Here is a 24,448-nt window from a genome sequence, read left to right on the forward strand (position 1 = left end):
GTCATCGACATCGACCTCCTCGCCCGAATTCCGCGCCCACTGGACCAATCGCGCAATCGTCCGAGCCGGCAAACCACGTGCTGTCACCAGTCCTCCGGCGTCATCGAACTGCCACCAGGCACACGCAACCGGCCCTGCCCTGGAATTGACTCCGCAGACCGCGCACCCGCGGGAAAGCCCGCAGGTGCGCAGCTTTTCCGGCCTGGCCAAGAAACGGCCGGAAACCCCTGGTGAGATCAAGCGGGCACGACGTCGAGCGGGAGCCGTCTGACACTGACGATCACGGCCGGGTTCTGGAACTCGACGCGGTCGTCAGGGGCGACGGCGAGGTCGCGGTAGCGGTCGAACAGGACCTCGAACGCCACCCGGCCCTCCAGCCGGGCCAGCGGAGCGCCGAAGCAGAAGTGGATGCCGTGGCCGAAGGTGAGGTGCGGGTTCGGGCTCCGGCCGGCGTCGAATTCCCCGGCCCGGTCGAAGATCGCCGGGTCGCGGTTGGCCGCGGCCAGGTCGGCCATCACGATCGCGTCCGCGGGGATGGTGCGCCCGCCCAGTTCGACCTCCTTCGTCGTGCGCCGGCCCAGTTCCGGGAACGGCGGCAGCATCCGGAGCACCTCCTCCAGCGCGGTCGGCAAGCCTGCCGGGTCGGCTCGCAACGCGGCCGCGGCGAGCGGGTTCCGGTCGAAGCTGACCACGGCGTTGCCCAGCAACGCGGTCGTCGTGATGTGCCCGGCGACCAGCAGGAGCGCGACGAACCCGACGATCTCCTGATCCTCGAGTCGTTCGCCGTTGAACTCCGCCTGCACGAGCCGGCTGGTCAGCCCGTCACCCGGGTGCGTGCGGTGCTGCCGGATGTGGTCGAGGATGTAGGCGTTCATCTCCCGGATGGTCGGGGCGATGGTGTCCAGCGCGCGCTGGATGTCGGCCATGTCGGGCGACTCCCCCAGCTGGTCCCCGCCGAACAGCACCTGCGCCCACCGGGTGAACAGCGGCCGGTCCGCGACCGGGACGCCGAGCAGCTCGGCGATCACGATGATCGGCAGCGGGTAGGCGAGCGCTTCGACGATGTCGATCCGGGAGGCACCGGCGACCTCGTCGAGCAGTTCTCCGGTGATGGCCCGGATCCGGGGCTCGAGCCCGGCCACCACCCGCGGGGTGAACGCCTGGGTGACCAGGGTCCGCAGCTTGCGGTGGTCCGGCGGGTCCATCCCGACGAAGTTGCCCTTGCGGAAGGTCTCGAAGTCCTCCTGGACGGGGGTGAGCCCGCTGAAATCCGAAGAGAACGCGGCGGGGTCGGACAGCACGCGCGAGACGGACGGATGGTCGAGCACCCGCCAGGTCCCGCTCTCCTCGTCGTGGTGCACCGGGCCACCACGTTCGCGTAGCCCGGCCGAGCGCGCCAAGAGGTCTTCGAAGGCGAAAGCGGGTGCACCGGACAGGTCCTGGGTGCTCATGGCTGGGTCTCCTCGGTGGTCGTCGGGCCGTCGGTGGGGTGCGGGGCCGCGGCCGGCCCCGGTGGTTCGTGGTGCCGGCCGCCCACCGGCTGGGGTGCGGTCGCGCCGGTGGTGAGGGCGTCGCTGCGCGGGAACCGCCGCAGGGTCGGGCTGCAGGTGACGATCACGGTCACGAGCGCGATCCCCGCCGTGCACAGCAGGACGGCCCCGGTCCCGGGGACGGCCTGAACCAGCAGGCCGCCGAAAGCGGGCCCGGTCGCCGCGGACACCCCGCCGATCACGCCCATCACGCTGGTCAGCCGGCCGCGCAGCCGGTCGGGCGTGAGCAGCAGCTGGTAGGTCCCGATCGTCGTGTTGGCGGTCGGCGGGAGCAGGGCCATGGCGACGAACAGGGCCCCCATCAGGTAGCCGTCGTGGATCACGGCCGCCAGCGGGGTCAGCAGGGTGAGCACCCAGAAGACGCTCACGATCGACACGTACGGGCTGAGCCGCCGCTGCAGCCAGGGCGCGACGAGCGAACCCACCACCCCGCCGACGCCGAGCATCGCGGCCATCACGCCGATCTCGCCCGAGGAGATCCCCCGGTCCTTGGCCAGGACGATGATGACGATGAAGTAGGCGCTGAAGAAGAAGTTCAGGCTCACCGCGCAGAGCACGGTGACCCGCACGTGCACCTCCTCCCACACCCAGCGCAGGCCCTCGACGATCTCCCGGCCCAGGTGCTGATCGGCGGCCGGCTCGGTCTCGCGGTGCGGTGCCCGGACGAAACACAGGGCCACGAAAGAGATCGTGTGGGCGAGCACGTCGAACGCGAACGGGACGGCCCGCGCGAGGCCGTAGAGGAACCCGCCGATCGCGGTGCCCGAGAGCTGGCCGAGCGCGCCGCGCGCCGAGTTCATCGCCACCGCGGTGGGCAGCTGGGCCGCGGGCACGATCCGGGCCAGCGTCGCGCCTTCGGCCGGGCCGAACAGCGAGCGGCAGCAGCCCATCACCGCCGCCACCGCGATCAGCTGGGGGATGCTGACGACGTCCCACCAGACGGTGGCCACCAGGCTCGCCACCGCCAGCGAATATACGGCCTCGCAGCCGAGCATGAGCTTCTTGCGGTTCCAGCGGTCCGCCAGCGCGCCGGCGGGCAGCCCGGCGACCAGCTGGGCCATCGCGTCGACGCCGAGCACCAGCCCGGACAGCGCGGGCGAGCCGGTCACCGCGAGCACCAGCAGCGGCAACGCGATGACCGACGCGGCGAAGCCGGCCTCCGACAGCGCCTGGCTGCCCCACAGCAGGCGGTAGTCCCGGTTCCGGGACAGCGGCGGGGTCACCGGCGCTCGTTCCGGCCGCCGGGAGCCCGGCTGTCGGCGGCGATCTGCCGCAGGGCGTCGGCGAAGTCCCCGGCGACCGCCTCGACGGTCCGGCGGTCGTGGCGATCGGGTGCGTGGATCAGGGAGAACACCAGCTCGCCGTCCTGGACCGCGCCGACCAGGTCGAGCAGGTACGGGCGGTGCTCGGCCGGGTCGTGGTCGTGGCCGAGCGAACCGTGCTGGGCGGCGTACAGGCTCTCCGACGTCGCCGTCCCGGCGGCCCCCGAGCCGTCCCACTGGCCGAGGTAGTTGAACGAGATCCCGGGCTGCGGCCCGGTCTCGGCGAGTTTCTCCCGGACGTCCGGCGGGCCGAGGTGGCGCAGCGCGCCGTAGCCGAACCCGTTGCCCGGCACGGCACGCAGCTGCTTGCGGACGGACTTGATCAGCGTCCGCCAGTCCGTGCCGGTGTCCACAGTGAGGGCCACCGGGTACAGCGTGGTGAACCAGCCGGCGGTCCGGGTCAGGTCGACGCCGTCGAGGACGTCTTCGCGGCCGTGGCCCTCCAGGGCGATCGACACGTCCGCGCGGCCGGTCCACCGCGCCAGGGCCCAGGCCAGCGCCGTCAGCAGGACGTCGTTGACGCGGGTGCGGTACGCCGCGGGGGCCGAGCGCAGCAGGGCGTTGGTGTCCTCGGCGTCGAGGACCACGGTGACTTCGCCGGTTCCGGCGCTCCCGCCGTCGTGGTCCACCGGCAGCGCGCCGGAGGCGGGAAGGCCCGTCCAGTAGGGGATCTCGTCGTCGAACCCGCCGGCGCGGACGTGCTCGGCGAGCCGGTGCGACCAGTCCCGGAACGACGTCGTCCGCGGGCCGAGGTCGATCGCGGCGCGCCGGAGCGCCTGCCGGTAGGCGGTGTCGAGGTCGTCGAGCAGGATGCGCCAGGAGACCGCGTCGACCACGACGTGGTGCGCCGCCAGGAAGAGCTGCGGCCGCCACCCCGGTTCGGCGGTGGCCAGGACGGCTTCGAGCAGCGGGCCCCGGGTCAGGTCGAAACCGGCGTGGACGGCGTCGGCGATCCGTTCCAGGGCCGCCGGGCGTTCGGCCGCGGCGACGGCGGTCAGGTCGTGGTGCCGCAGCTCGGGTCCCGGGTCGAGGCCGGCGTTGTGCTGCTGCCAGCCGTCCGCGGTCTGCTCGAACCGCATCCGCAGGGCGTCGTGGTGGGCCCACACCGCGGCCAGGGCGGCCCGGAGCGCGCCGGCGTCGAAGCCGTCGGCGAGGTCGACGAGCATGGACTGGTTGAAGTGGTGCGGGTTCACGGTGTTGGTCGCGAAGAACCAGTCCTGGATCGGGGTCAGCGGCACCGGGCCGACGACCGGCCCGTCGGGCTCGGTCGCTTCGGACACCGCGGTCGCCTGCGGGGCCAGTGCCGCGATGGTCTGGTGCAGGAACATGTCCTTCGCGGTCAGCCGCAGCCCGGCCTGCCGGGCCCGGGACACGACCTGCATGCTCAGGATGGAGTCGCCGCCCAGCTCGAAGAAGTTGTCCTCCGTGCCGACCCGGTCCAGGCCCAGCACCTGCGCCCACACCTCGGCGAGCACGCGCTCGGCGGGCGTCACCGGTTCGACGTGGCGGGCGGCCGGCTCGGCCGTCGCGGTGACCACGGGCAGGGCCCGCCGGTCGACCTTGCCGCTCGGGCCGAGCGGGAGCGCGGCCAGCGGCAGGAACGCCGAGGGCACCAGGTGTCCCGGCAGCGACCGGCCCAGGAACCCGCGCAGCTCGGCGGCGCCGGGCGGGTCGTCCGGCGAGGCCGCGACGAAGCAGGCGACCAGGCGCTTGTGCCCGGATTCGTCCTGCTGCACGGCCGCGACGGCGGCGGTGACGCCCGGGTGGCGCAGCAGCGCCGACTCGACCTCCCCCAGCTCGATCCGGAAGCCGCGGACCTTGACCTGGTCGTCGGCCCGGCCGGTGAACTCGAGCTGCCCGGCCGCGGTCCATCCGGCGACGTCGCCGGTGCGGTACATCCGCTCCCCCGGCGCGCCGAACGGGTTGGCCGGGAACCGGTCCGCGGTCAGGCCCGGCCGGTCGAGGTAGCCCCGGGCCAGGCTCGGCCCGGCGACGTACAGCTCACCCGCGACGCCGATCGGGACCGGCGTGAGCGCGTCGTCGAGGACGTAGACGCGGGTGTTCGGGATCGGCCGGCCGATCGGGGGCGCGGCTCCGGGGGCGAGCGGCTCGCTCCACGTCGCGACGACCGTGGACTCGGTGGGGCCGTAGGCGTTGATCATCCGCCGGCCGGGGGCCCAGCGGTCCACCAGCTCCGCCGGGCAGGCGTCGCCGCCCACGACGAGCGTGCGCAGGTGCGGCAGGGGAACCTCGGGGACGGTCGCCAGCGCGGCGGGCGGGATCAGCGTGTGGCTGATCTCGTGGGTGGTGAGGAACTCGGCGAGCGGTTCCCCCAGCAGCGGGCCGGGCGGGACCACGACGAGCGCCGCGCCGGCGGGCAGGGCCAGGCACAGCTCCAGCACCGCGGCGTCGAAGCTCGGCGACGAGTACGCCATGACCCGGTCGCCCTCGGTCACGCGCAGGTGCTCGGCCTCCGCGTCGGCGAAGCCGGTCAGCCCGGCGTGGGTGACGACCACGCCCTTGGGGCGGCCGGTCGACCCGGACGTGTAGATCACGTAGGCGGGGCTGCCCGGCCGCGGCGGCGTGAGCCGTACGTCCGGGTCCGCGGCGAACGCGGCCGGGTCGTCGAGCGAGAGCACCGGGACGCCGTCGGGCACGGGCGGGGCGAGGGCGTCGAGGGTGAGCACCAGCGCCGGGTGGGCGTCGGTGAGCATGTAGGTGATGCGTTCGAGCGGGTAGGTCGGGTCGACCGGCAGGAACGCCGCGCCCGCCTTCAGGACGGCGAGCTGCGCGACGATGATGTCGACCGACCGGGGCAGGGCCAGCGCGACGATCCGTTCCGGGCCGATGCCGCGCGCGGCGAGCACCCGGGCCAGCCGCTCGGCGCGGGCGTCGAGCTCGGCGTAGGTGAGGGTGCCGTGGTCGGCGGAGACGACCGCGATCGCCTCCGGCGTCCGCCGGGCCCGGGCTTCGACGCGTTCGGGCAGCGTGCCCGGCGCCACCGCGCGACCGGTGTCGTTCCACGCGCCGAGCAGCCGGTGGCGTTCGTCCTCGCCCAGCAACGGCAGCCGCGACAAGGGCCGCGCCGGGTTCTCGGCGATGCCGCCGAGCAGGACGCTCAGGTGCTCGGCGAGGCGGTCGATCGTGGCGGCGTCGAACAGGTCGGTGTTGTAGGTCAGGGCGGCGCGCAGCACGCCGTGGTCCGGCTGGAACTCAACGGTGAGGTCGAAGTTCGCCGCGGTCGCGGGCTGCACGACGTCTTCGGCCTCGAGGCCGGGCAGCCGGGCCGGTTCCCGCGGGCTGTTCTGCAGCACCACCATCGCCTGGAACAGCGGGGTGCGGCTGGGGTCCCGGCCGGGCTGGACGGCGTCGACGACGCGGTCGAAGGGCAGGTCCTGGTGGTCGAACGCCGCGCGGACGCCGGCGCTGACCTCGTCGAGGAAGTCCGTGAAGGGCAGCTCCGGGCGGACTCGCGACCGCAGCACCAGGGTGTTGACGAAGAACCCGACGAGGCTTTCCAGCTCGGCGCGTTCGCGGCCGGAGGTGACCGTGCCGACGGCGACGTCGTCCTGCCCCGCCCAGCGGCCGAGCAGCACCTGGCAGGCCGCGACGAGGGTGGTGAACAGGGTGGTCCCCCGCTGCCGGCTCACCTGCTCGAGCCGGGCGGTCACCGCGGCCGGGACGACCAGTTCCCGGGTCGCGCCGCTGGTGGTGCGCACCGGCGGCCGCGGCCGGTCCGTGGGCAGCTCCAGCGGCGTGAGGTCACGCAGGCGCTCGGTCCAGTAGGCGACCTGGCCGGCGAGCACCCGCTCGGCGAGCAGACCGCGTTGCCAGGCCGCGAAATCCGCGTACTGCACGGGCAGCGGCAGCAGGTCCGCCGCCTCGCCGCGCAGCGCGGCCGTGTAGCGCAGGCCGATCTCCTCGGCGATCAGGCCGTTGGACCAGCCGTCGGTGACGATGTGGTGCACGGTCACGGTGAGCACGTGCTCCCGCGGGGCCAGCCGGATGAGCTTGACCCGCAACAGCGGGCCTTCCCGCAGGTCGAACGGCTCCTCGGCGTCGGCCCGCAGGACCTCGGCCAGCGCCGCTTCCCGCGTGTCGGCGGGGTGGTCGCTCAGGTCCGTGACGGGCACCGGCACCGCGGTCGGCGGGTGCACGACCTGGACGCCGTGGCCGTCGACCGAAGCGAACGTGGTGCGCAGCGGCTCGTGCCGGGCCACCAGGCCGGTGAACGCCTCGGCGAGCGCGTCGACGACCAGCTCGCCGTGCAGGCGCACGGCCGTGCTCGTGACGTACTCGGTGCCGCCCGGCTCGAACTCGTCGAGGAACCACAACCGCTGCTGGGCGAAGGATTGCGGCAGCGCCTGGTCGCGGGGCGCGGCGGGGATCGGGTCGGCGGCGGTGCGGGCGGCCCCGACGGTGTCGATCGCCGCGGCGAGCCGGGCCACCGTCGGGTGCGCGAACACCGCCCGTGGCGACATCGAGACGGCGAATTCGGCCAGCAGCCGCGAAACGAGCCGGATGCTGAGGATCGAGTCACCGCCGAGCTCGAAGAAGTTGTCCTGCGCGCCGACCCGGCCGGTGCCGAGCAGCCGCTGCCAGATTTCGGCGACGGTTTGTTCGGTCACGGTGGCGGGCGGGACGTACGCCCGCTGGGCGGGGATCGGGCCGTCCGGCGCGGGCAGCGCCCGGCGGTCGACCTTTCCGTTGCGGTTCAACGGAAGGACGGGCAGCACGAGGACGACCGCGGGCACCATGTACTCGGGCAGGGTCTCGGCGGCGTGCGCCCGCAGCTCGTCGGGGCCGGCGGTGCGCCCCGGTGTGGCGACGACGTGGGCGACCAGCCGGCGGGTGCCGGCGGCGTCCGTGTGGACCGTCGCGATCGCCTGCGCGACCGCAGGGTGGGCGGCCAGCACGGATTCCACTTCGGCGGGCTCGATCCGGAAGCCGCGCAGCTTGACCTGGTCGTCGGAGCGGCCGAGGAACACCAGGTCGCCGTCGGCGTCGCGGCGGACGACGTCGCCGGTGCGGTACATCCGCTCCCCCGGCGCGCCGAACGGGTCGGCGACGAACCGGTCGGCGGTCGGGCCCGGACGGCCGAGGTAGCCGCGGGCCAGGCCGGGTCCGGCGAGGCACAGCTCGCCCGGCGCGCCCGCCGGCAACGGGCGCAGGTCGCGGTCGAGCACGTAGGCGCGGACGCCGTCGAGCGGGCGGCCGATGGGGATCGAGTCGGGCACGTTCCCGGTCACCCGGAAGGACGTGGCGAACGTGGTCGTCTCGGTGGGGCCGTAACCGTCGACCACGACGAGGCCGGGGCACGCGGCCTGGACCGCCCGCACGGCCGCCGGTGGGACGACGTCGCCGCCGGTCCACACCTCGCGCAGGCCGCGCAGGGCATCCGGGGCGTCGTGGGCGAGGAGCCGGAACAGGCCCGCGGTCAGCCAGGCCGCCGTCACGCCGTGCGCGGACACCGCGCGCCGCAACGATTCCACGGTCAGGTCGGGGGCGTCGGGCAGGACCACGGCGCCGCCGGACAGCAGCGGGACCCACAGTTCGTAGGTGGAGGCGTCGAAGGCCAGCGGCGAGTGGGCCAGCACCCGGGTGTGGGCGCCACCGGCGAACCGGCCGTCCTGGGCCAGCGCGGTGATGTCGCCGTGGCACACCGCGACGCCCTTCGGCGTCCCGGTCGAGCCCGAGGTGTACATCACGTAGGCGAGAGTGCCGGGATCCACCGTGCGTTTCGGCGCCGACGGGGATCGCTGTTCGCCCACCGTCAGCGTGGGTCCACTGTGGACGGCCTCCGCGGTGGTCACCCAGGTCGGCCCGGCCACCACGACCGACACCGCGGCCTCGGCGAGCACGGTCCGCAGCCGCTCGTGCGGAGCCCGGGTGTCCAGCGGCACGTAGGCCGCGGCCGCCTTGAGCACGGCCAGCTCGGCGACGACGTGGTCCGCCGACGGTTCGAGCAGCAGGCCGACGCGGTCCTCCGCGCCGACGCCCAGCTCGATCAGCCGGTGCGCCAGGTGGTTCGCCCGTTCGTCCAGCTCGGTGTAGGTCAGGGTCCGGACGTCGGCGACGACGGCGGGCGCGTCGGGAGTGCGGTCGGCCTGCTCGGCGAACAGCGCGGGCACCGTCGCGGCGGGCGCGGCGCTGCCCGGGCCGTGGGCGTCGGCGAGCACCTGGGCGCGTTCGGCGCCGTCGACCCACGGCAGCCGCGCCAGCGGGCGGGCGGGATCGGCGGTGACGGCGTCGAGCAGCAGGCCGAGCCGGTCGGTCATGGCCGTGATCGAGCCGGCGTCGAACAGCGCCGGGTCGTAGGCGAGGTCGAGCGCGAGGCCCTCGTCGAGGGACGCGCGCAGGCACAGCGGGAAGTTGGTGGCGTCGGCCGAGGCGACCTCGACGACCCGGGGCGCGCCCGTGGTGGCGGGTTCGCTGATCGGGTAGTTCTCGAAGACCACCATGCTGTCGAACAGGTTCTGCCCGGCGGCGATGTCGCTGAGCGGCCGCAGCCGGCCCAGCGACACGAAGTCGTGGTCGCGGGCCTCGCTCTGGGCCGCTTGCAGCTCGCCCAGCCACGCCGCGACCGGCTGGGTGCCGTCGAGGCGGACGCGGGTGGGGATGGTGTTGATGAACATGCCGATCATGGTTTCGACGCCGGCCAGGTCGGCCGGGCGGCCGGACACGGTGGTGCCGAACACGACGTCCCGGTCCCCCGACAGCAGCGACAGCAGCAGCGCCCAGGCGCCCTGCACGACGGTGTTGACGGTGAGGCCGTGGGTCCGGGCGAACTCCCGCAGCCGCAGGGTCGCGGCCGGGGCCAGCTCGGTGCGGACGGAGTCGGTCGAGCGGGACCGGTGGGCTTCGGCCGGCGGGCGGTCGTAGGGCAACGCGGTCGGGGCGTCGAAGCCGGCCAGGGTGGCGCGCCAGAACTCGTCGGCGCGGGTCTGGTCGCGCTCGGCCAGCCAGCCGAGGTAGTCGCGGTACGGGCGGCGGGTCACCAGGCCCGGCCGGGCCTGATGACCCGTCGCGGCGTACTGCTCGCACGCCTCGGCGAAGACCTGGGCGGAGCTCCAGCCGTCGAGCAGGACGTGGTGGGACGTCCAGACGAGGTCGGCTTCGTCGCCGGGCAGGGCGGCGATCGCCAGCCGGGTCAGCGGGGCGCGGGCCAGGTCGAACGGGACGGCGCGGTCGGCCTCCAGGAGGTCCCGCACGGCCTTCTCGCGGGCCGCCGGGTCGAGGTCGCGCAGGTCGTGGTGGGTGACCGGCAGCGTGGCCGCGCGGTCCACCACCTGGACGGGCTCGTCGACGCCGGTCAGGACCAGCCGGGTCCGCAGCACCGGGGTGCGGTCCAGCACCCGCTGCCAGGCCGCGGCGAGCCCGGCGGGGTCGGCGACCCCGGCGAGGCGCACGCGGACCTGTTCGAAGTAGGCCGGGGAGCCGCTGTCGAACAGGGTGTGGAAGACCATGCCGGCCTGCAGCGGCGTCAGCGGGTAGACGTCCTCGACGCCCCGGCCGTCGCCGGCCACGACGTCCAGCTCGCGCTGGCTCAGCCGGGCGAGCGGGAAGTCCGCGGGCGTGCGGCCGCCGGCCCCGGGAGTGGCGCAGTGCGCGACGATCTCGCGCAGCGCGTCGGTGAGCTGTTCGGCGAGGCGCCGGACGGTGCTTTCGTGGTGCACCTCCGGGGAATACGTCCAGGCCAGCTCGAGCCGGCCGTCGTCGACGATGCCGACGACGTCGAGCAGGTAGCTGCGCGGCCGGGCGTCCTCGTCGTCGCCCAGGTCACCGCCGAAGCCCCGGTAGAGGCCGCCGTCGTCGCCGGCGGCGGTCCACTGCCCGAGGTAGTTCAGCGAGATCTGCGGGGTCCGGCCGTCGCGCAGCGGCGAGTCGGGCACGAGCCGGCTCAGCGCGCCGTAGCCGAGGCCCTTGCCGGGCACGGCCCGCAGCTGCTCCTTGACCGCCTTGAGCGTCGGTCCCCAGTCTTCGGCCTCCGGGAGCGTGAGCGCGACCGGGAACTCGGCGGTGAACCAGCCGACCGTGCGGGACAGGTCGAGGTCCTCGAAGATCTCCTCGCGGCCGTGTCCTTCCAGCGCGACGAGCACCCGCTCGTGCCCGGTCCACCGGGCCAGGACCCGGCCCAGCGCGCTGAGCAGGACGTCGTTGACCTGCGTGCGGTAGACGTCGGGGACCTGGTGCAGCAGGGCGTCGGTGGCGGCGGCGTCCAGGCCCACGGTGACCGTGCGGGCGCCGGTGGGCTCCCCCGCCGCGTCGACCGGCAGGTCCGCGGCGGGGCCGGTGAGCACCTCGGTCCAGTACGGCAGTTCGGCGTCGAGCCCGCCGTCGCGGACGTGCGCGGCGAGGCGGTCCGCCCAGCGGAAGTAGCTGGTCGTCCCCGGGCCGAGGTCGACCGGCCGGCCCGCGAGGACCTGGCGGTACGCGGTTTCGGTGTCGGCGAGCAGGATCCGCCACGAGACGCCGTCGACGACCAGGTGGTGGATGGTCACCAGCAGGGACGGCGGCCGCGCCGGGCCGAAGGTGAACACCACGGCCGCGACGAGCGGGCCGTCACCGACGCTCAGGGTCGCGCGGGCTTCGGCCGCGGCGGTGCGCATCGCCGCGTCGACGTCTCCCTCCACAGTGGACAAGTCGACCTGCCGGAGCGCGGGGATCTCCGCGTCGGCAGAGAATTCCTGCCGCCAGCCGTCGCGGGTGCGGGTGAACCGGGTGCGCAGCGCGTCGTGGCGGGACAGCACCGTGGCCAGGGCGGTGGTGAGGGCCGGGACGTCCACGTCGGGATCGAGTTCGGCCACTGTGGACATCGTGAACCGGTCGTGGCCGGTGTCGAAGAACCACTGCTGGATCGGCGTGAGCGGGGCCGCGCCGGTGAACGCCGCCTCGGGACCGTCGGGCACGTCCGTGCCGGCGACCAGCGCCAGCTCGGCGATGTTCTGGTGGCGGAAGACGTCCTTGGACGTCAGACGCAGGCCGTGCTGCCGGGCCCGGGAGACGACCTGGATGCTCAGGATGGAATCCCCGCCCAGCGCGAAGAAGTTGTCGTCCACCCCCGGCTGCCCGACGCCGAGGACGTCGGCCCAGATCGACGCCAGCAGCCGCTCGGCCGGCGTGCGCGGCGCGGTCCGGCCGGCGACCGGGGCCACGATCGGGGCGGGCGCGGGCAGCGCTTGGCGGTCGACCTTGCCGCTGGCCGCCAAGGGCAGCCGCTCGAGCGGGACGAACACCGTCGGCACCAGGTGGTCGGGCAGGGCCGCCTTCAGCCGGGTCCGCAGGTCACCCGGGTCGTCCTTCGTGACGACGTAGGCGACGAGCCGCGCGTGGCCGTCGTCGCGGCGGGCGACGACCACCGCGTCGGTGACCTCGGGCAGGGCGCGCAGGGCCGCCTCCACCTCGCCGGGCTCGATCCGGAAGCCGCGGATCTTGACCTGGTCGTCGGCGCGGCCGAGGTACTCCAGGTGCCCGTCGCGGGTCCAGCGGACGCGGTCGCCGGTGGCGTACATCCGGCTGCCGGGCGGGCCGAACGGGTTCGGCAGGAACTTCTTCGCGGTCGTTCCGGGCCGGTTGAGGTACCCGCGGGCGAGCTGGGTGCCGGCCAGGTGCAGTTCGCCGGGGACGCCGATCGGCGCCGGGCGCAGCCGCTCGTCGAGGACGTAGGTCCGCACGTTCCCGACCGGGCGGCCGATCACTTCCCGCGCGGTCGCGCCGATCCGGACGAGGGTCGCGTCGACCGTGCACTCGGTCGGGCCGTAGATGTTGAACGCCGTGACGCCGTCGCTCGCGCCGAGTTCGCGCCACAGTGCGTCCCCGACGGCCTCGCCGCCCAGCAGCAGCACCGACGGGCGGTGTTCGCTCGCGTCGAGCAGGTGCCGGACGAACGACGGCGTCGAGTTGACCAGGTCGATGCCGTGGCCCGCCACGTATTCGGCGAGCAGTGCGGGGTCGAGGCGGGTGTCGCCGTCGATCACGTGCAGCTCGTGCCCGGCCGTCAGCATCAGCAGCAGCGCTTCCCACGACGCGTCGAAGGAGAACGCGGCGGTCAGCGCGACCCGCAGGCGGTCCTTCCCGGCCGCGGCGGTGAACAGGCCCGCGTGGTCGAGGGCCAGGTTGGCCAGCGCGCGGTGGCTGACGACGACGCCCTTGGGCACGCCGGTCGAGCCGGAGGTGTAGATCGTGTAGGCCGCGTTGTCGAGCCTGAGCGGCTCGAGGCGGTCGGCGTCGGTGAGGTCCACACCGGACACCGGGTCGGAGACGGAGATCGGTTCGGTGACCACGACGACCGGCCGCGTGTCGGCGAGCAGTGCTTCCCTGCGCACGAACGGCAGCTCCGGGTCCAGGTACAGGAGCACGGCCCCGGCCTTGAGCACGGCGAGGAGCGTGACGACGACGTCCGCGGAGCGAGGCAGGGAAACGGCCACGAACCGCTCCGGACCCGCGCCGCGGCCGGCGAGGTCGCGGGCGAGCCGGTTCGCGCGGGCGTTCAGCTCGGCGAAGGTCAGCGTGGTGTCGCCGCAGACCAGCGCGGTCGCGTGCGGGGTGCGCGCGGCCTGCGCCTCGAACAGCTCGGTCACGGTGACGCCGGGCGCCGGGCGGTCAGTGGCGTTCCAGGTCTCGACGACCAGGTCGTGCTCGGCCGCGGGCAGCAGCGGCAGCGCGTCGACGGGCCGCGTGGGATCGGCCGCGACGGCGGTGAGCAGCACCGTCAGGTGCTCGGCGAAGCGTCCCATCGTGGCCGCGTCGAACAGGTCGGTGCTGTAGTTCAGCAGGCCGCGCAAGCCTTCGGGGCGTTCCTCGAACTCGATGCTGAGGTCGAACCCGGCGGTGGTCATCGGCAGTTCGAGATCGCTCGCGGCCAGCCCGGCGAGGGCGGGTAGCCGGTTGCCGGCGTTCTGCAGGGTCACCAGCACCTCGAACAGCGGCGTGCGGCTGGTGTCGCGCTCGGAGCTCAGCTCGTCCACGATCCGCTCGAACGGCACGTCCTGGTGGGCGAACGCGTCCAGGACGGTCCGGCGGACGGTGGTCAGCAGCTCCCCGAAGTCCCGGCGCCCGTCGAGGCGCGACCGGAGCACGACGGTGTTGACGAACATCCCGACGAGGTGCTGCACCTCGGGGTGGTCGCGGCCGGACGTGATCGTGCCGATGGCGACGTCGTCCTGCCCGGACCAGCGGCGCAGCACCAGCTGGCAGGCCGCGGCCAGGGCCGTGAACAGGGTCGTGTCCCGGTCGGCGGCCAGCCGGCGCAGGCCGGCGAGCGGTTCGGCGCCGAGGGTGAACTCGTGCTCGGCGCCGTGCGACGTCCGGGTCACCGGCCGGGGGCGGTCGGCAGGCAGGTCGAGCGGGCGCAGGCCGTCGAGCTGCCGGCGCCAGAAGCCGAGCTGGTCATCGACGGGCAGTTCCCGTTGCCACGCCGCGAAGTCCGCGTACTGGATCGGCAACGCGGGCAGCTCGGTGTGCTCGTTGCCGTAGAGGGCGGCGAGTTCGCCGACGAGCACGCCCATCGACCAGCCGTCGGTGACGATGTGGTGCAGGGACAGGACGAGGGCGTGGTCGTCCGGGCCCACGCGGGCGAGCCGGGCCCGCAGCAGCGGGCCGCGGGTCAGGTCGAACGGCCGGGCGAGGTCGTCGGCGAGCAGCCGGTGCAGGTCGCCGGGGTCGCCGGAGAGGTCGGTGACCGGCAGCGCCAGTTCCCACGGCTCGCCGACGATCTGGCGCGGCTTGCCGTCGGTGACGCCGAACGTGGTGCGCAGGGACTCGTGCCGGGCGATCAGGGCGGTCAGGGCCGCGGCGAGGGCGTCGGCCCGCAGGGCGCCGCGCAGCCGCACGCCGAAGACGGTGACGTGGTCGGTGCTGCCCGGGGCGAACTCCTCGAGGAACCACAGGCGCTGCTGGGCGAACGACAGCGGCAGGTCGTGCTCGCGGCTCACCGGGGGGATCGCCGCGACGGCCACCGTCGCGGTGGCCAGGCTCGCCGCGAGCCCTTCGACCGTCGGGGTGTCGAACACGCTGCGCGGCGAGACGTCGACGCCGAGGGCGTCGCGCAGCGCGGAGGCCAGCCGGATGCTGAGGATGGAGTCCCCGCCGAGGGAGAAGAAGCTGTCTTCGGCGCCGACGCGGTCCAGGCCGAGGGTGGCGGCCAGGACCGCGGCGACCGTGCGTTCGGCGTCGGTGCGCGGCTCGACGAACTCCGCGGCCGCCGGGCCGGCGGCTTCCGGCGCTGGCAACGCGCGGTGGTCGAGTTTTCCGTTGCGCGTCAACGGCATCACGTCGATCGCGACGAACGCCGACGGCACCATGTACTCGGGCAGCGACCGGGCCAGCCGCTCGCGCAGCTGGGCCGCGGCGGGCGGGTCGTGCGGGTCGGCCGCGACGACGTAGGCGACCAGCCGCTTGCGGCCGGGCTCGTCCTCGCGGGCGAGGACGGCCGCCGAGCCGACCTCCGGCAGGGCGAGCAGGGCGGCCTCGATCTCGCCCGGTTCGATGCGGAAGCCGCGGATCTTGACCTGCTGGTCGGCACGCCCGCGGTAGCGCAGCGCGCCGCTTTCGGTGCGGGACACCAGGTCCCCGGAGCGGTACATCCGCGACCCGGGCGCGCCGAACGGGTCGGCGACGAACCGGGCGGCGGTCAGCCCGGGGCGGCCGAGGTAGCCGCGGGCCAGGCCGGCCCCGGCGACGTGCAGTTCGCCCGGTACTCCCGCGGGCACGGGGTTCAGGTCGGCGTCGAGGACGTAGCCGCGCAGGTCGGGCAGGACGTCACCGACGAGCCCGGGAGCGTCGGGCACCAGGTCGTGGTGGGTGACGTGGACGGTGGTTTCGGTGATGCCGTACATGTTCACCAGCCGCGGGGTGTTCCCGTGGCGGCAGAACCAGCCGGCCAGCCGGCGGGTGTCGAGCGCCTCGCCGCCGAAGATCACGTGCCGCAGCGCGAGCCGGGCACCCAGTTCGGGGTCGTCTTCGTCGGCGCGGCAGAGCTGGTAGAACGCCGACGGTGTCTGGTTGAGCACGGTGACGCCTTCGTCGGCCAGCAGGCGCAGGAACTCCCGCGGCGACCGGGAAACGGCGTGCGGCACCACGACGAGCCGGCCGCCGTGCAGCAGCGGGCCCCAGATCTCCCAGACGGAGAAGTCGAAGGCGTAGGAGTGGAACAGGGTCCACACGTCGTCCGCGCCGAAGCCGAACCGGCCGGCGGTGGCGGCGAACAGCCGCGTGACGTTGCGGTGCGGGATCACCACGCCCTTGGGCTGCCCGGTCGAGCCGGAGGTGTAGATGACGTAGGCGGGGTGCCCGGGGGCGCACCGCGGCGGCGGGTCGGTGTCCGGACCGGTCGCGTCGACGTCGTCGGGGGTGAGGACGGCGACGGGCTCGGTGTCGGCGAGCATCCGCTCGACGCGCTCGTCCGGTGTGGCCGGGTCGATCGGCAGGTAGGCGGCCCCGGCCTTGAGGACGGCGAGGATCGCGACGACCTGCTCCGGCGAGCGCGGCAGGCGCAGGGCGACGTACCGCTCGGGTCCGGCGCCGAGCGCGACCAGCCGGTGCGCCAGCCGGTTCGCCCGCGCGTTCAGTTCGGCGTAGGACAGAGAAGTGCCCTCGCCGGTGAGGGCGATCGCGTCCGGCGTCGCGGCGACCTGAGCGGCGAACAGGTCCGTGATGGTCGGCGCGGGCAGCGAAACGGGGTCCGCGGCGTCGGGCAGGTGCGCCCGGTCTGCGGCCGAGAGCCACGGCAGCCGGGCGATCGTGCGGTCCGGGTTCTCCGCGAGCGCCAGCAGCAGGGTCTCCAGCCGGGCGGCCAGCGCCTCGGCCGTAGCCGCGTCGAACAGCGCCGGGTCGGTGGCCAGCTCGAAGCCCAGGTGCTCGCCGGCGTAGGCGCGCAGGGTGATCGGGAAGGTGGTGGCGTCGAGCGCGGTCACCTCGCGCAGGGTGACGCCGGCGCGCGCGGCAGCGTGCTCGTCGAACGGGTAGTTCTCGAACGCGACCATGCTGTCGAACAGGTTCTGCCCGGCCGGGACGTCCCCGGACGGGACATCACTGAGCGAGCGCAGCCGCCCGAGGGCGACGAAGTCGAAGCGCCGCGCGCGGTTCTGCTCGTCCTGCAGGCGCCGCAGCCACGGCAGCACCGGTTCGCCGCGGTCGATCCGGGTGCGCGTCGGGATGGTGTTGATGAACATCCCGATCATGGTCTCGACGCCGGGCAGGTCGTCGGGCCGGCCGGAGACGGTCGTGCCGAACACGACGTCGTCCTCGCCGCTCTGGTGGGCCAGCAGCAGCGCCCACGCGCCCTGCACGAGGGTGTTGACGGTCAGGCCGTGGCGCCGGGCGACGTCCCGCAGCCGGGTGGTGTCCGCGGCGGTGAGCGAGCCGCGGACCGGCTGCGCGGTCCGTGTCCGGTGCGCCTGGGCCGGTGACCGGTCCCAGGGCAGCGGCGTCGGCGTGGCGAAGCCGGACAGCACCTCGCGCCAGTGCTCTTCGGCCGCGGTGACGTCCTGTGCGGCCAGCCAGGCGAGGTAGTCGCGGAACGGGCGGTGGGCCGGGACGCGCGGGACCCGGCTCCCGGTGATCGCGGCGTACTGCTCGACGACCTCGGTGAAGATCTGGGCCAGGCTCCAGCCGTCGAGCACGATGTGGTGCGACGTCCACATCAGCAGCACCCGGTCGTGGCTCAGCGCGATGACGCCCAGCCGCATCAGCGGGGCGGCGGCCAGGTCCATCCCGGCGGCGGCGTCCTCGGCCGAGAGCCGGTCCAGCTCGGCGGCCTGCTCGGCCTCGGACAGGCCGCGCCAGTCGTGGCGGGTGATCGGCACGACCGCGCGGCGGCGCACCACCTGCAGGGGCTCCTCGACGCCGTCCCAGACCAGCTGGGTGCGCAGCACCGGGGTCCGGTCGGCCACCTGCTGCCAGGCCCGCGCGAACGCCTCCGGGTCGCGGACGCCGTCGAGCAGCATCCGAGCCTGGTCGACGTAGGCGTCGGCGGCCGGGTCGAGCAGGCTGTGGAAGAGCATGCCCGCCTGCAGCGGCGTGAGCGGGTAGACGTCCTCGACGTCGTGGCCGTCGCCGACGATCTTGTCCACTGTGGACTGATCGAGGCGGGCGAGCGGGAAGTCGGACGGCGTGCGCCCACCGGCGCCGGGTTCCGCGCAGTGCGCGACGATCTCGCGCAGCGCCGCCAGCATCGCCTCGGCCAGCTCCGCCACCGTTTCTCGGTCGTTGACCTGCTCGGAGTAGCTCCACGTCAGCGACAGCTCGCCGCCGTCGACGACGCCGGTGACGTCCAGCTGGTAGGTGTTCGCCTCGTCCGGCGCGATGTCCGCGCCCGTGCCGTCGAGCCGGCCGCGGAAGAGCCCTTCGCCGCCGCCTCCGCCGTCCCAGCGGCCGTGGTAGTTGAAGCAGATCTGGGGCAGCGGGAACGTCTGCAGGGCGTGCCCGGGATCGCCGAGGTGGCGCAGGGCCTCGTAGCTGAGGCCGCGGCGCGGGACGGCCCGCAGCTGCTCCTTGACCGCCTTCAGGGTGGCGCCCCAGTCCCCCGCCGGCGGCAGGTCGAGCGCCACCGGGAACTGCGTGGTGAACCAGCCGACCGTGCGGGAGAGGTCGACGCCGTCGAGGACGTCCTCCCGGCCGTGACCCTCCAGCGCGATCAGGACGCCGTCCTGCGCGGTCCGGTCCGCCAAGGCCCGGCCGAGCGCGCTCAGCAGCACGTCGTTGACCTGCGTCCGGTAGGCCGCGGGGACCCGGTGCAGCAGGGCGTCGGTGTCGTCGGCGCCGAGGGCCACGGTCAGCGTCCGCGCGGAGCCGGTGGTGCCGGCGCCGTCGTGGTCGACCGGCAGGGCCGTCGGGACGCGACCCGCCACCCGGGTCCAGTGCTCGACGTCGCCGTCGAAGGCACCGGAGCGGACGTGCTCGCGCAGCAGGTGCGCCCACCGGGTGAACGTCGTGCCCGCCGCTGGCAGCCGGACGGCGGCACCGGCGCGGGCCTGGTGGTAGGCGGTGTCGAGGTCGGCGAGCAGCACCCGCAGCGACACGCCGTCGACCACGAGGTGGTGCACGGCCAGGAACAGCAGCGGCGGCCGGGTGCCGCGCACCAGCAGCACGGCCCCGGCGACCACGCCGGTCGTCAGGTCCAGGCCGGCGCGCACCTGGCCCGCCGCGGCTTCGATCCCAGCGCGCTGCCCGGCTTCGCCGAGCGACGACAGGTCGCGGCTCCACAGCACCCCGGTCGGCGGCGTCGGCACGACTTCCTGCCGCCACTCGCCGTCGAGGTGGAAGAACCGGGTCCGCAGGGCCTCGTGGTGGGCGACGACCGCGTCCACCGCGGTCCGCAGGGCGTCGGGGTCGACGTCGGCGGGCAGTTCGAGCAGCTGCGACATCGTGAAGTGGTCCAGCGGGCCGTGGGTGCCGAAGAACCAGTGCTGGATCGGCGTCAGCGGCGCGGGTCCGGTGATCGGCGCCGACACGTCCGGGGTGAGCGCCGCGGCGGTCTGCACCACGGTCGCGAGACCGGCGATGGTCTGGTGCAGGAAGATGTCGCGCGAGGTCAGCCGCAGCCCGGCCTGACGGGCCTGGGCGACGACCTGGATGCTCAGGATCGAGTCGCCGCCGAGGCCGAAGAAGTTGTCCTCCACCCCGACGCGGTCGTTGCCGAGCACCTCGGCCCAGATGGCCACCAGCTGGTGCTCGACGGCGGTCCGCGCCGCGACGTAGGCCTGATCGCCGTCGTCGGTGACGCCGGGCGCCGGGAGGGCCCGGCGGTCGACCTTCCCTTGCGGCGTCACGGGAACGGCGTCGATCGGGACGTACGCCGAGGGCACCAGGTAGTCGGGCAGGGTGGCCCGCAGGGCCTGGCGCAGGTCGGCGGACGCCGGTGCGGCCGGGCCGGCCGCGACGACGTAGGCCACCAGCCGGGCGTGCCCGTCGTCGCCGCGGTGGGCGACGACCACGGCCGCGGAGACGTCGGGCAGGCGCAGCAGCGCGGCCTCGACCTCGCCGGGTTCGACGCGGAAGCCGCGGATCTTGACCTGGTCGTCGAGGCGGCCCAGGTACTCCAGCTGTCCGTCCGCCGTCCAGCGGACGCGGTCGCCGGTGCGGTACATCCGCTCGCCGGGCGCGCCGAAGGGGTTCGCGACGAAACTGCCGGCGGTCCGGCCCGGCCGGCCGAGGTAACCGCGCGCCAGCTGCGCGCCGGCCAGGCAGAGTTCGCCCGCGACGCCGGTGGGCACCGGCCGGAGGTCCTGGTCGAGGACGTGGGCCCGGGTGTTGGCCAGCGGGCGGCCGAGCACCGGCCGGGCGGTCGCGCCGACCCGGCACGACACCGCGTCCACTGTGTACTCGGTCGGGCCGTAGAAGTTGTGCGCCACCGTCACTTCGGCGTCGGCCAGGGCGCGCCAGAGCGTCTCGTCGAGGGCCTCACCGCCGAGCATCAGGATCTTCGGGCGGTGCCGCGGGTCGGTCAGCAGCCCGGCGGGCACGAGCCGGCGCAGGTAGGTCGGGGTCAGGTCGAGGAAGTCGATCCGGTGCTCGGCGATGTGGTCCACGAGGGCGTGCGCGTCCAGCCGGACGTCGTCGCCGATGAGGTGCAGCTCGTGGCCGTCCGCCATCAGCACCGGGCCCTCCAGCGACGTGTCGAAGGAGAGCGTCGCGGTCAGCGCGACCCGCAACCGCTGCCCCGGCACGGCGAAGTCGTGGCGGTGGTTGACCAGCAGGTTGGTGAGGTTGCGGTGCGGCACCGCCACGCCCTTGGGCCGGCCGGTGGAGCCCGAGGTGTAGATGACGTACGCGGTGTTGGTGTCCCGCAGCGGGGCGACGCGGTCGGCGTCGGACAGGTCGGTGGCCGGGTACTGCTCCAGCGCGGCGGCGGTCTCCGGCGTGCCGAGGACGAGCCCGGCGCCGGGCGTGGTCTCGTCACCGGTGTGGGTGACGACCAGCGTGGCGTGGGCGTCGCTCAGCAGCAGCTCGATCCGGTCGGCGGGCAGAGCCGGGTCGATCGGCAGGTACACCGCGCCCGCCTTCAGCACCGCGAGCAGCGCGACGATCGCGTCGGCCGTGCGCGGCAGGGCGAGCGCGACGACCCGTTCCGGGCCGGCGCCCAGCGCCACGAGGTGCCGCGCGAGCCGGTTGGCGCGGTCGTTCAGCTCGGCGAAGCTCAGCGCGGTGGCGCCGGCGACCAGCGCGGTCTCGTCCGGGATGCGGTGGGCCTGGGACTCGAACAGCTCGGTGAGGGTGGCCGCGGGCACGTCCAGCGCGGTGTCGTTCCACTCGGCGAGCCGCTGCCGTTCGGCGCCGGTGAGCAGCGGCAGTTCGCCGACCGGGCGGGCGGCGTCGGCGGCGATGCCGGTGAGCAGCACGGTGAGGTGCTCGGCCAGCGCGGCGACGGTCCGCCGGTCGAACAGGTCGGTGTTGTACTCCAGCGACCCTTCGAGGCCGCCGTCGGTCTGCTGGAACTCGACGGTGAGGTCGAAGTTGGCCGCGCGCCGGGCCACCTCGACCGGTTCGACGGTGAGCCCGCCGAAGTCCGGCTGCCCGCCGGGGCGCCCGTGCAGCAGCACCATGGCGTCGAACAACGGGTTGCGGCTGGGGTCACGCTCGATCTTCAGCGCTTCGACGAGCTTCTCGAACGGTGCTTCGGCGTGGTCGAAGGATTCCAGCACCGTCGTGCGGACGGCGTCGAGGAACGCCTCGAACGGCGCGGCGGAGTCCACTGTGGACCGGACGACGACGGTGTCGACGAAGAAGCCGACCGTGCGTTCCAGCTCCGGGCGGCCCCGCCCGGAGACGACGGTGCCGAGCGCGACGTCGTCGCGGCCGGTGTACCGGGCGAACAACACCTGACAGGCCGCGACGAGCACGGTGTAGAGCGTCGTGTCGTGGGCCCGGGCCAGGTCGGCGAGCGCGGCGGCGACGTCGGCCGGGACGCGGAAGCCGTGCAGCGCGCCCGCGGTCGTGCGCACGGCGGGCCGCGGCCGGTCGGCCGGCAGGTCGAGGGGTTCGACGCCGGCCAGCTGGGTGGTCCAGTAGGCGAGGTGCCGGTCCAGGGCCGGGCCGGCGAGCCGGTTCCGCTGCCACACCGCGAAATCGGCGTACTGGATCGCCGGTTCGGGCAGGCCCGCCGGTTCGCCGCGCACGGCGGCCGCGTACAGGACCCCGAGTTCGCCGACCAGGATGCCCATCGACTCGCCGTCGGTGACGACGTGGTGGGCGGTGAGCAGCAGGACGTGGTGCTCCGCGGCGACGCGTACCAGCAGCAGCCGGACCAGCGGGCCGCGGCGCAGGTCGAACGGCCGGGCGTACTCGGCGCCCAGCACCTCGTCGAGGTCGGCGGGCCGCAGCGCGGGATCGGCCGTCAGGTCGACCGTCCGCACCGGGACCTCCGGGGCCGGGTGGATGACCTGCACCGGCGTGCCGCCGGTGTCGTCGATGGTGGTGCGCAGGGATTCGTGGCGCGCCACCAGTTCCCCGAGCGCGCCGGTGAGCGCGGCGGTGTCGAGCGCCCCGGTGAGCCGCAGCCCGACCGCGCTGTTGTACTCGGCTTCCCCCGGCCGGAACTCGTCGAGGAACCACAGGCGCTGCTGGGCGAACGACAGCGGCAGGTCGTCCTCGCGCGGGGCCCGGCCGATGACGTCGGTGCGCTCCGCCCGCCCGGCCAGCCGGCGCTTGAGCGTCTCGCGCAGGTCGGCGGGCAGCGCGTCGATGCGGCTCTTCCTCGAGGTGGTCATGGTTCGCTTTCCTCACAGCACTCTTCGGGGTGATCCGGGCGGTCGGTCGAGGCGGGTCAGGACGCCTTGCGGCGCCGGCGGGCGACCCGGCCCCCGGCCTGCATGGCGCTGACGGTCCCGGTGGCCGGATCGGTCAGGAAGCGGCCCCCGACGATCCGGCGGCCGGTGCCGGGCTCCCGCACCGAGAACGCCCCGTTGTCGAGCACCGCCAGCTCCGGGTAGACCTCGCCGTCGACGACCAGGACCGCGCCGCCGTCGGCGCGCACGTCGACGTGGTACTCGAGGTCGCCGTTGGTGTAGCTGCCGGACAGGTCGGCCGGCGGGCGGACGGCCCGCTTCCCGTCGCCGGGCAGCTCGTAGTCGCCGACCGGCAGCCCGGCGGCGCGCAGTTCGGCGACCAGGTCGACCCACAGCGCCGAGCCGGTGCCCGCGTTGGTGGTGAGCGCGACGACGCGGTCGTGCCCGGGGTCCACCCGCAGGTGGCACGAGGTGCCGTCGGCGGTGCCGTCGTGGCCGGTCCAGTCCGCGTCGGCGCCCCGGTAGGCGGCGAGGCCGAGACCCCAGCCGTCGGCCAGGCCGAAGGGTTCGGCCCCCGGCACCGGCCGCCGCATCAGGTCGAGCAGGTCCGCCGGCAGCGGGCTCTCGCCCCCGCAGTACATCCGGCCGAACGCGACGAGGTCCTCCGCGCTCAGGGCGAGCGCGCCGGCGGCGGCCTCGACGCCGCTCAGGGTCTGCGCGACCGGCCGGGCGCGCCCGGTGACGGCGTGCACCGCGTGCCCGCTGACGTGGGTGTCGGCCCGGCGCCGGGCCCCCGGCTCGACGACGAACGCCGGGACGATCCCGAGCGCCTCCAGCAGGAGCGTGTCCACCGCCTCCCACCAGCTCATGCCGGTGATGGCCTCGACCACGTAGCCGGTGAGCACGTAACCGACGTTGGAGTAGGAGAAGCCCAGCTCGGGCGGCTGGACGAGCCCGGCGTCGCGGCACGCCCGCAGGTACCGGCGGGCCGACCCGGTGCTCTCCGCGGCGCCGAGCGCGGCGGGCAGACCGCCGGTGTGGCTCAGGACCTGCTCGAGCGTCGGTCTGCCGACCTGGGGGCCGAGGTCGGCGAGGTGGTCCCCGAGCGCGTCACCGGGGTCCAGGTCGCCGTCGGCGACGAGCAGCATCGCCAGCGCGGCGGTGAACGCCTTCGTGATGGAGCCGACCGGGAACTTCGCGGCGGCGGTGACGTCGCCGACGGCGACGGAGCGCGTCCGGCCGCCGTCGTGGACCGCCAGCTGGGCCGCGGGGACCCGGTGCTTGCGGGCCAGGCCCGCGAGCAGCCGCCACAAGCGGTCGTCCCCGAGAGCGGCGGGGCCGTCCTGAGCCGGGGTGTGGTGGAGGGACTGGGTGGATGTCGAAGGAGAGGGCACTAGCGGGAAACCTTCCGAGTGGGTTGGGGCGGGCCGGGTGATCATGAGCAGGCAGGGTGCCTGCCTGCGAGGGGCAGGTTTCTCGGTCCGTTCCGGCCAACTCGCTGCCCGGAACAGCCAACTCGCTGCCCGGAACAGCCAACTCGCCGGCAACACCGCCCCCAGGCGGTGTGTTGGCCGTTCCGGGCGCCGTGTTGGCCGTTCCGGGCGCCGTGTTGGCCGTCCCGGGCGGTGTGTTGGCCCGGCGGGGCGGGTTAGGCGTCGGCGGCCATCTGGCGCTGCAGGCTCAGCGGGCGCATGTCGGTCCACACCTCGTCGACGTGGTCCATGCACTCCTGGCGGCCGCCGCGGAAGCCGTCCGCACGCCAGCCCGCGGGCACCTCGTTGGTCAGCGGCCAGAGCGAGTACTGGCCCTCGTCGTTGACCAGCACCTGGAACTCGATGTCGTCCTGCATGTC

5 protein-coding genes are annotated in these 24,448 nt (G+C 74.5%); all 5 read right to left on the reverse strand.

The features are described from left to right. Nucleotides 1-236: 236 nt before the first annotated feature. The 5 genes from ACLJQZ_RS03905 to ACLJQZ_RS03925 all read right to left on the reverse strand — a co-directional run bounded on the left by ACLJQZ_RS03905 (nt 237) and on the right by ACLJQZ_RS03925 (nt 24,445). The gene (locus tag ACLJQZ_RS03905; RefSeq protein ID WP_410618621.1) at nt 237-1,451 is read right to left on the reverse strand and encodes a cytochrome P450; all 1,215 of its coding nucleotides are present in this window, start codon (nt 1,449-1,451) and stop codon (nt 237-239) included. Further along, on the reverse strand, nt 1,448-2,773 hold the full coding sequence (locus ACLJQZ_RS03910; RefSeq protein WP_410618622.1) for an MFS transporter: 1,326 nt from the start codon (nt 2,771-2,773) through the stop codon (nt 1,448-1,450). The genes ACLJQZ_RS03905 and ACLJQZ_RS03910 overlap by 4 nt, the downstream gene beginning before the upstream one ends. After that, nucleotides 2,770-22,578: a non-ribosomal peptide synthase/polyketide synthase gene (locus tag ACLJQZ_RS03915; RefSeq protein WP_410618623.1), complete on the reverse strand. Its 19,809-nt coding sequence runs from the start codon at nt 22,576-22,578 to the stop codon at nt 2,770-2,772. Before ACLJQZ_RS03915 ends, ACLJQZ_RS03910 begins: the two co-directional genes overlap by 4 nt. Nucleotides 22,579-22,634: 56 nt before the next feature. Continuing rightward, nucleotides 22,635-23,990 (reverse strand): serine hydrolase domain-containing protein, encoded by a 1,356-nt coding sequence (locus tag ACLJQZ_RS03920; RefSeq protein WP_410618624.1) that lies wholly within the window; start codon nt 23,988-23,990, stop codon nt 22,635-22,637. A 254-nt stretch (nt 23,991-24,244) separates the two neighbouring features. Then, the gene (locus tag ACLJQZ_RS03925) at nt 24,245-24,445 is read right to left on the reverse strand and encodes an MbtH family protein (protein WP_247050600.1); all 201 of its coding nucleotides are present in this window, start codon (nt 24,443-24,445) and stop codon (nt 24,245-24,247) included. Between the last annotated feature and the right edge of the window lie 3 nt (nt 24,446-24,448).

It is taken from the genome of Amycolatopsis sp. cmx-8-4, from assembly GCF_046548675.1.
Taxonomy (GTDB): Bacteria; Actinomycetota; Actinomycetes; order Mycobacteriales; family Pseudonocardiaceae; genus Amycolatopsis.

What these genes read in the sequence shown, in the direction of transcription:
- ACLJQZ_RS03915 (WP_410618623.1), bottom strand. Translation starts at nt 22,578, where the DNA reads ATGACCACCTCGAGGAAGAGCCGCATCGACGCGCTGCCCGCCGACCTG.
- ACLJQZ_RS03925 (WP_247050600.1), bottom strand. Translation starts at nt 24,445, where the DNA reads ATGCAGGACGACATCGAGTTCCAGGTGCTGGTCAACGACGAGGGCCAG.
- ACLJQZ_RS03905 (WP_410618621.1), bottom strand. Translation starts at nt 1,451, where the DNA reads ATGAGCACCCAGGACCTGTCCGGTGCACCCGCTTTCGCCTTCGAAGAC.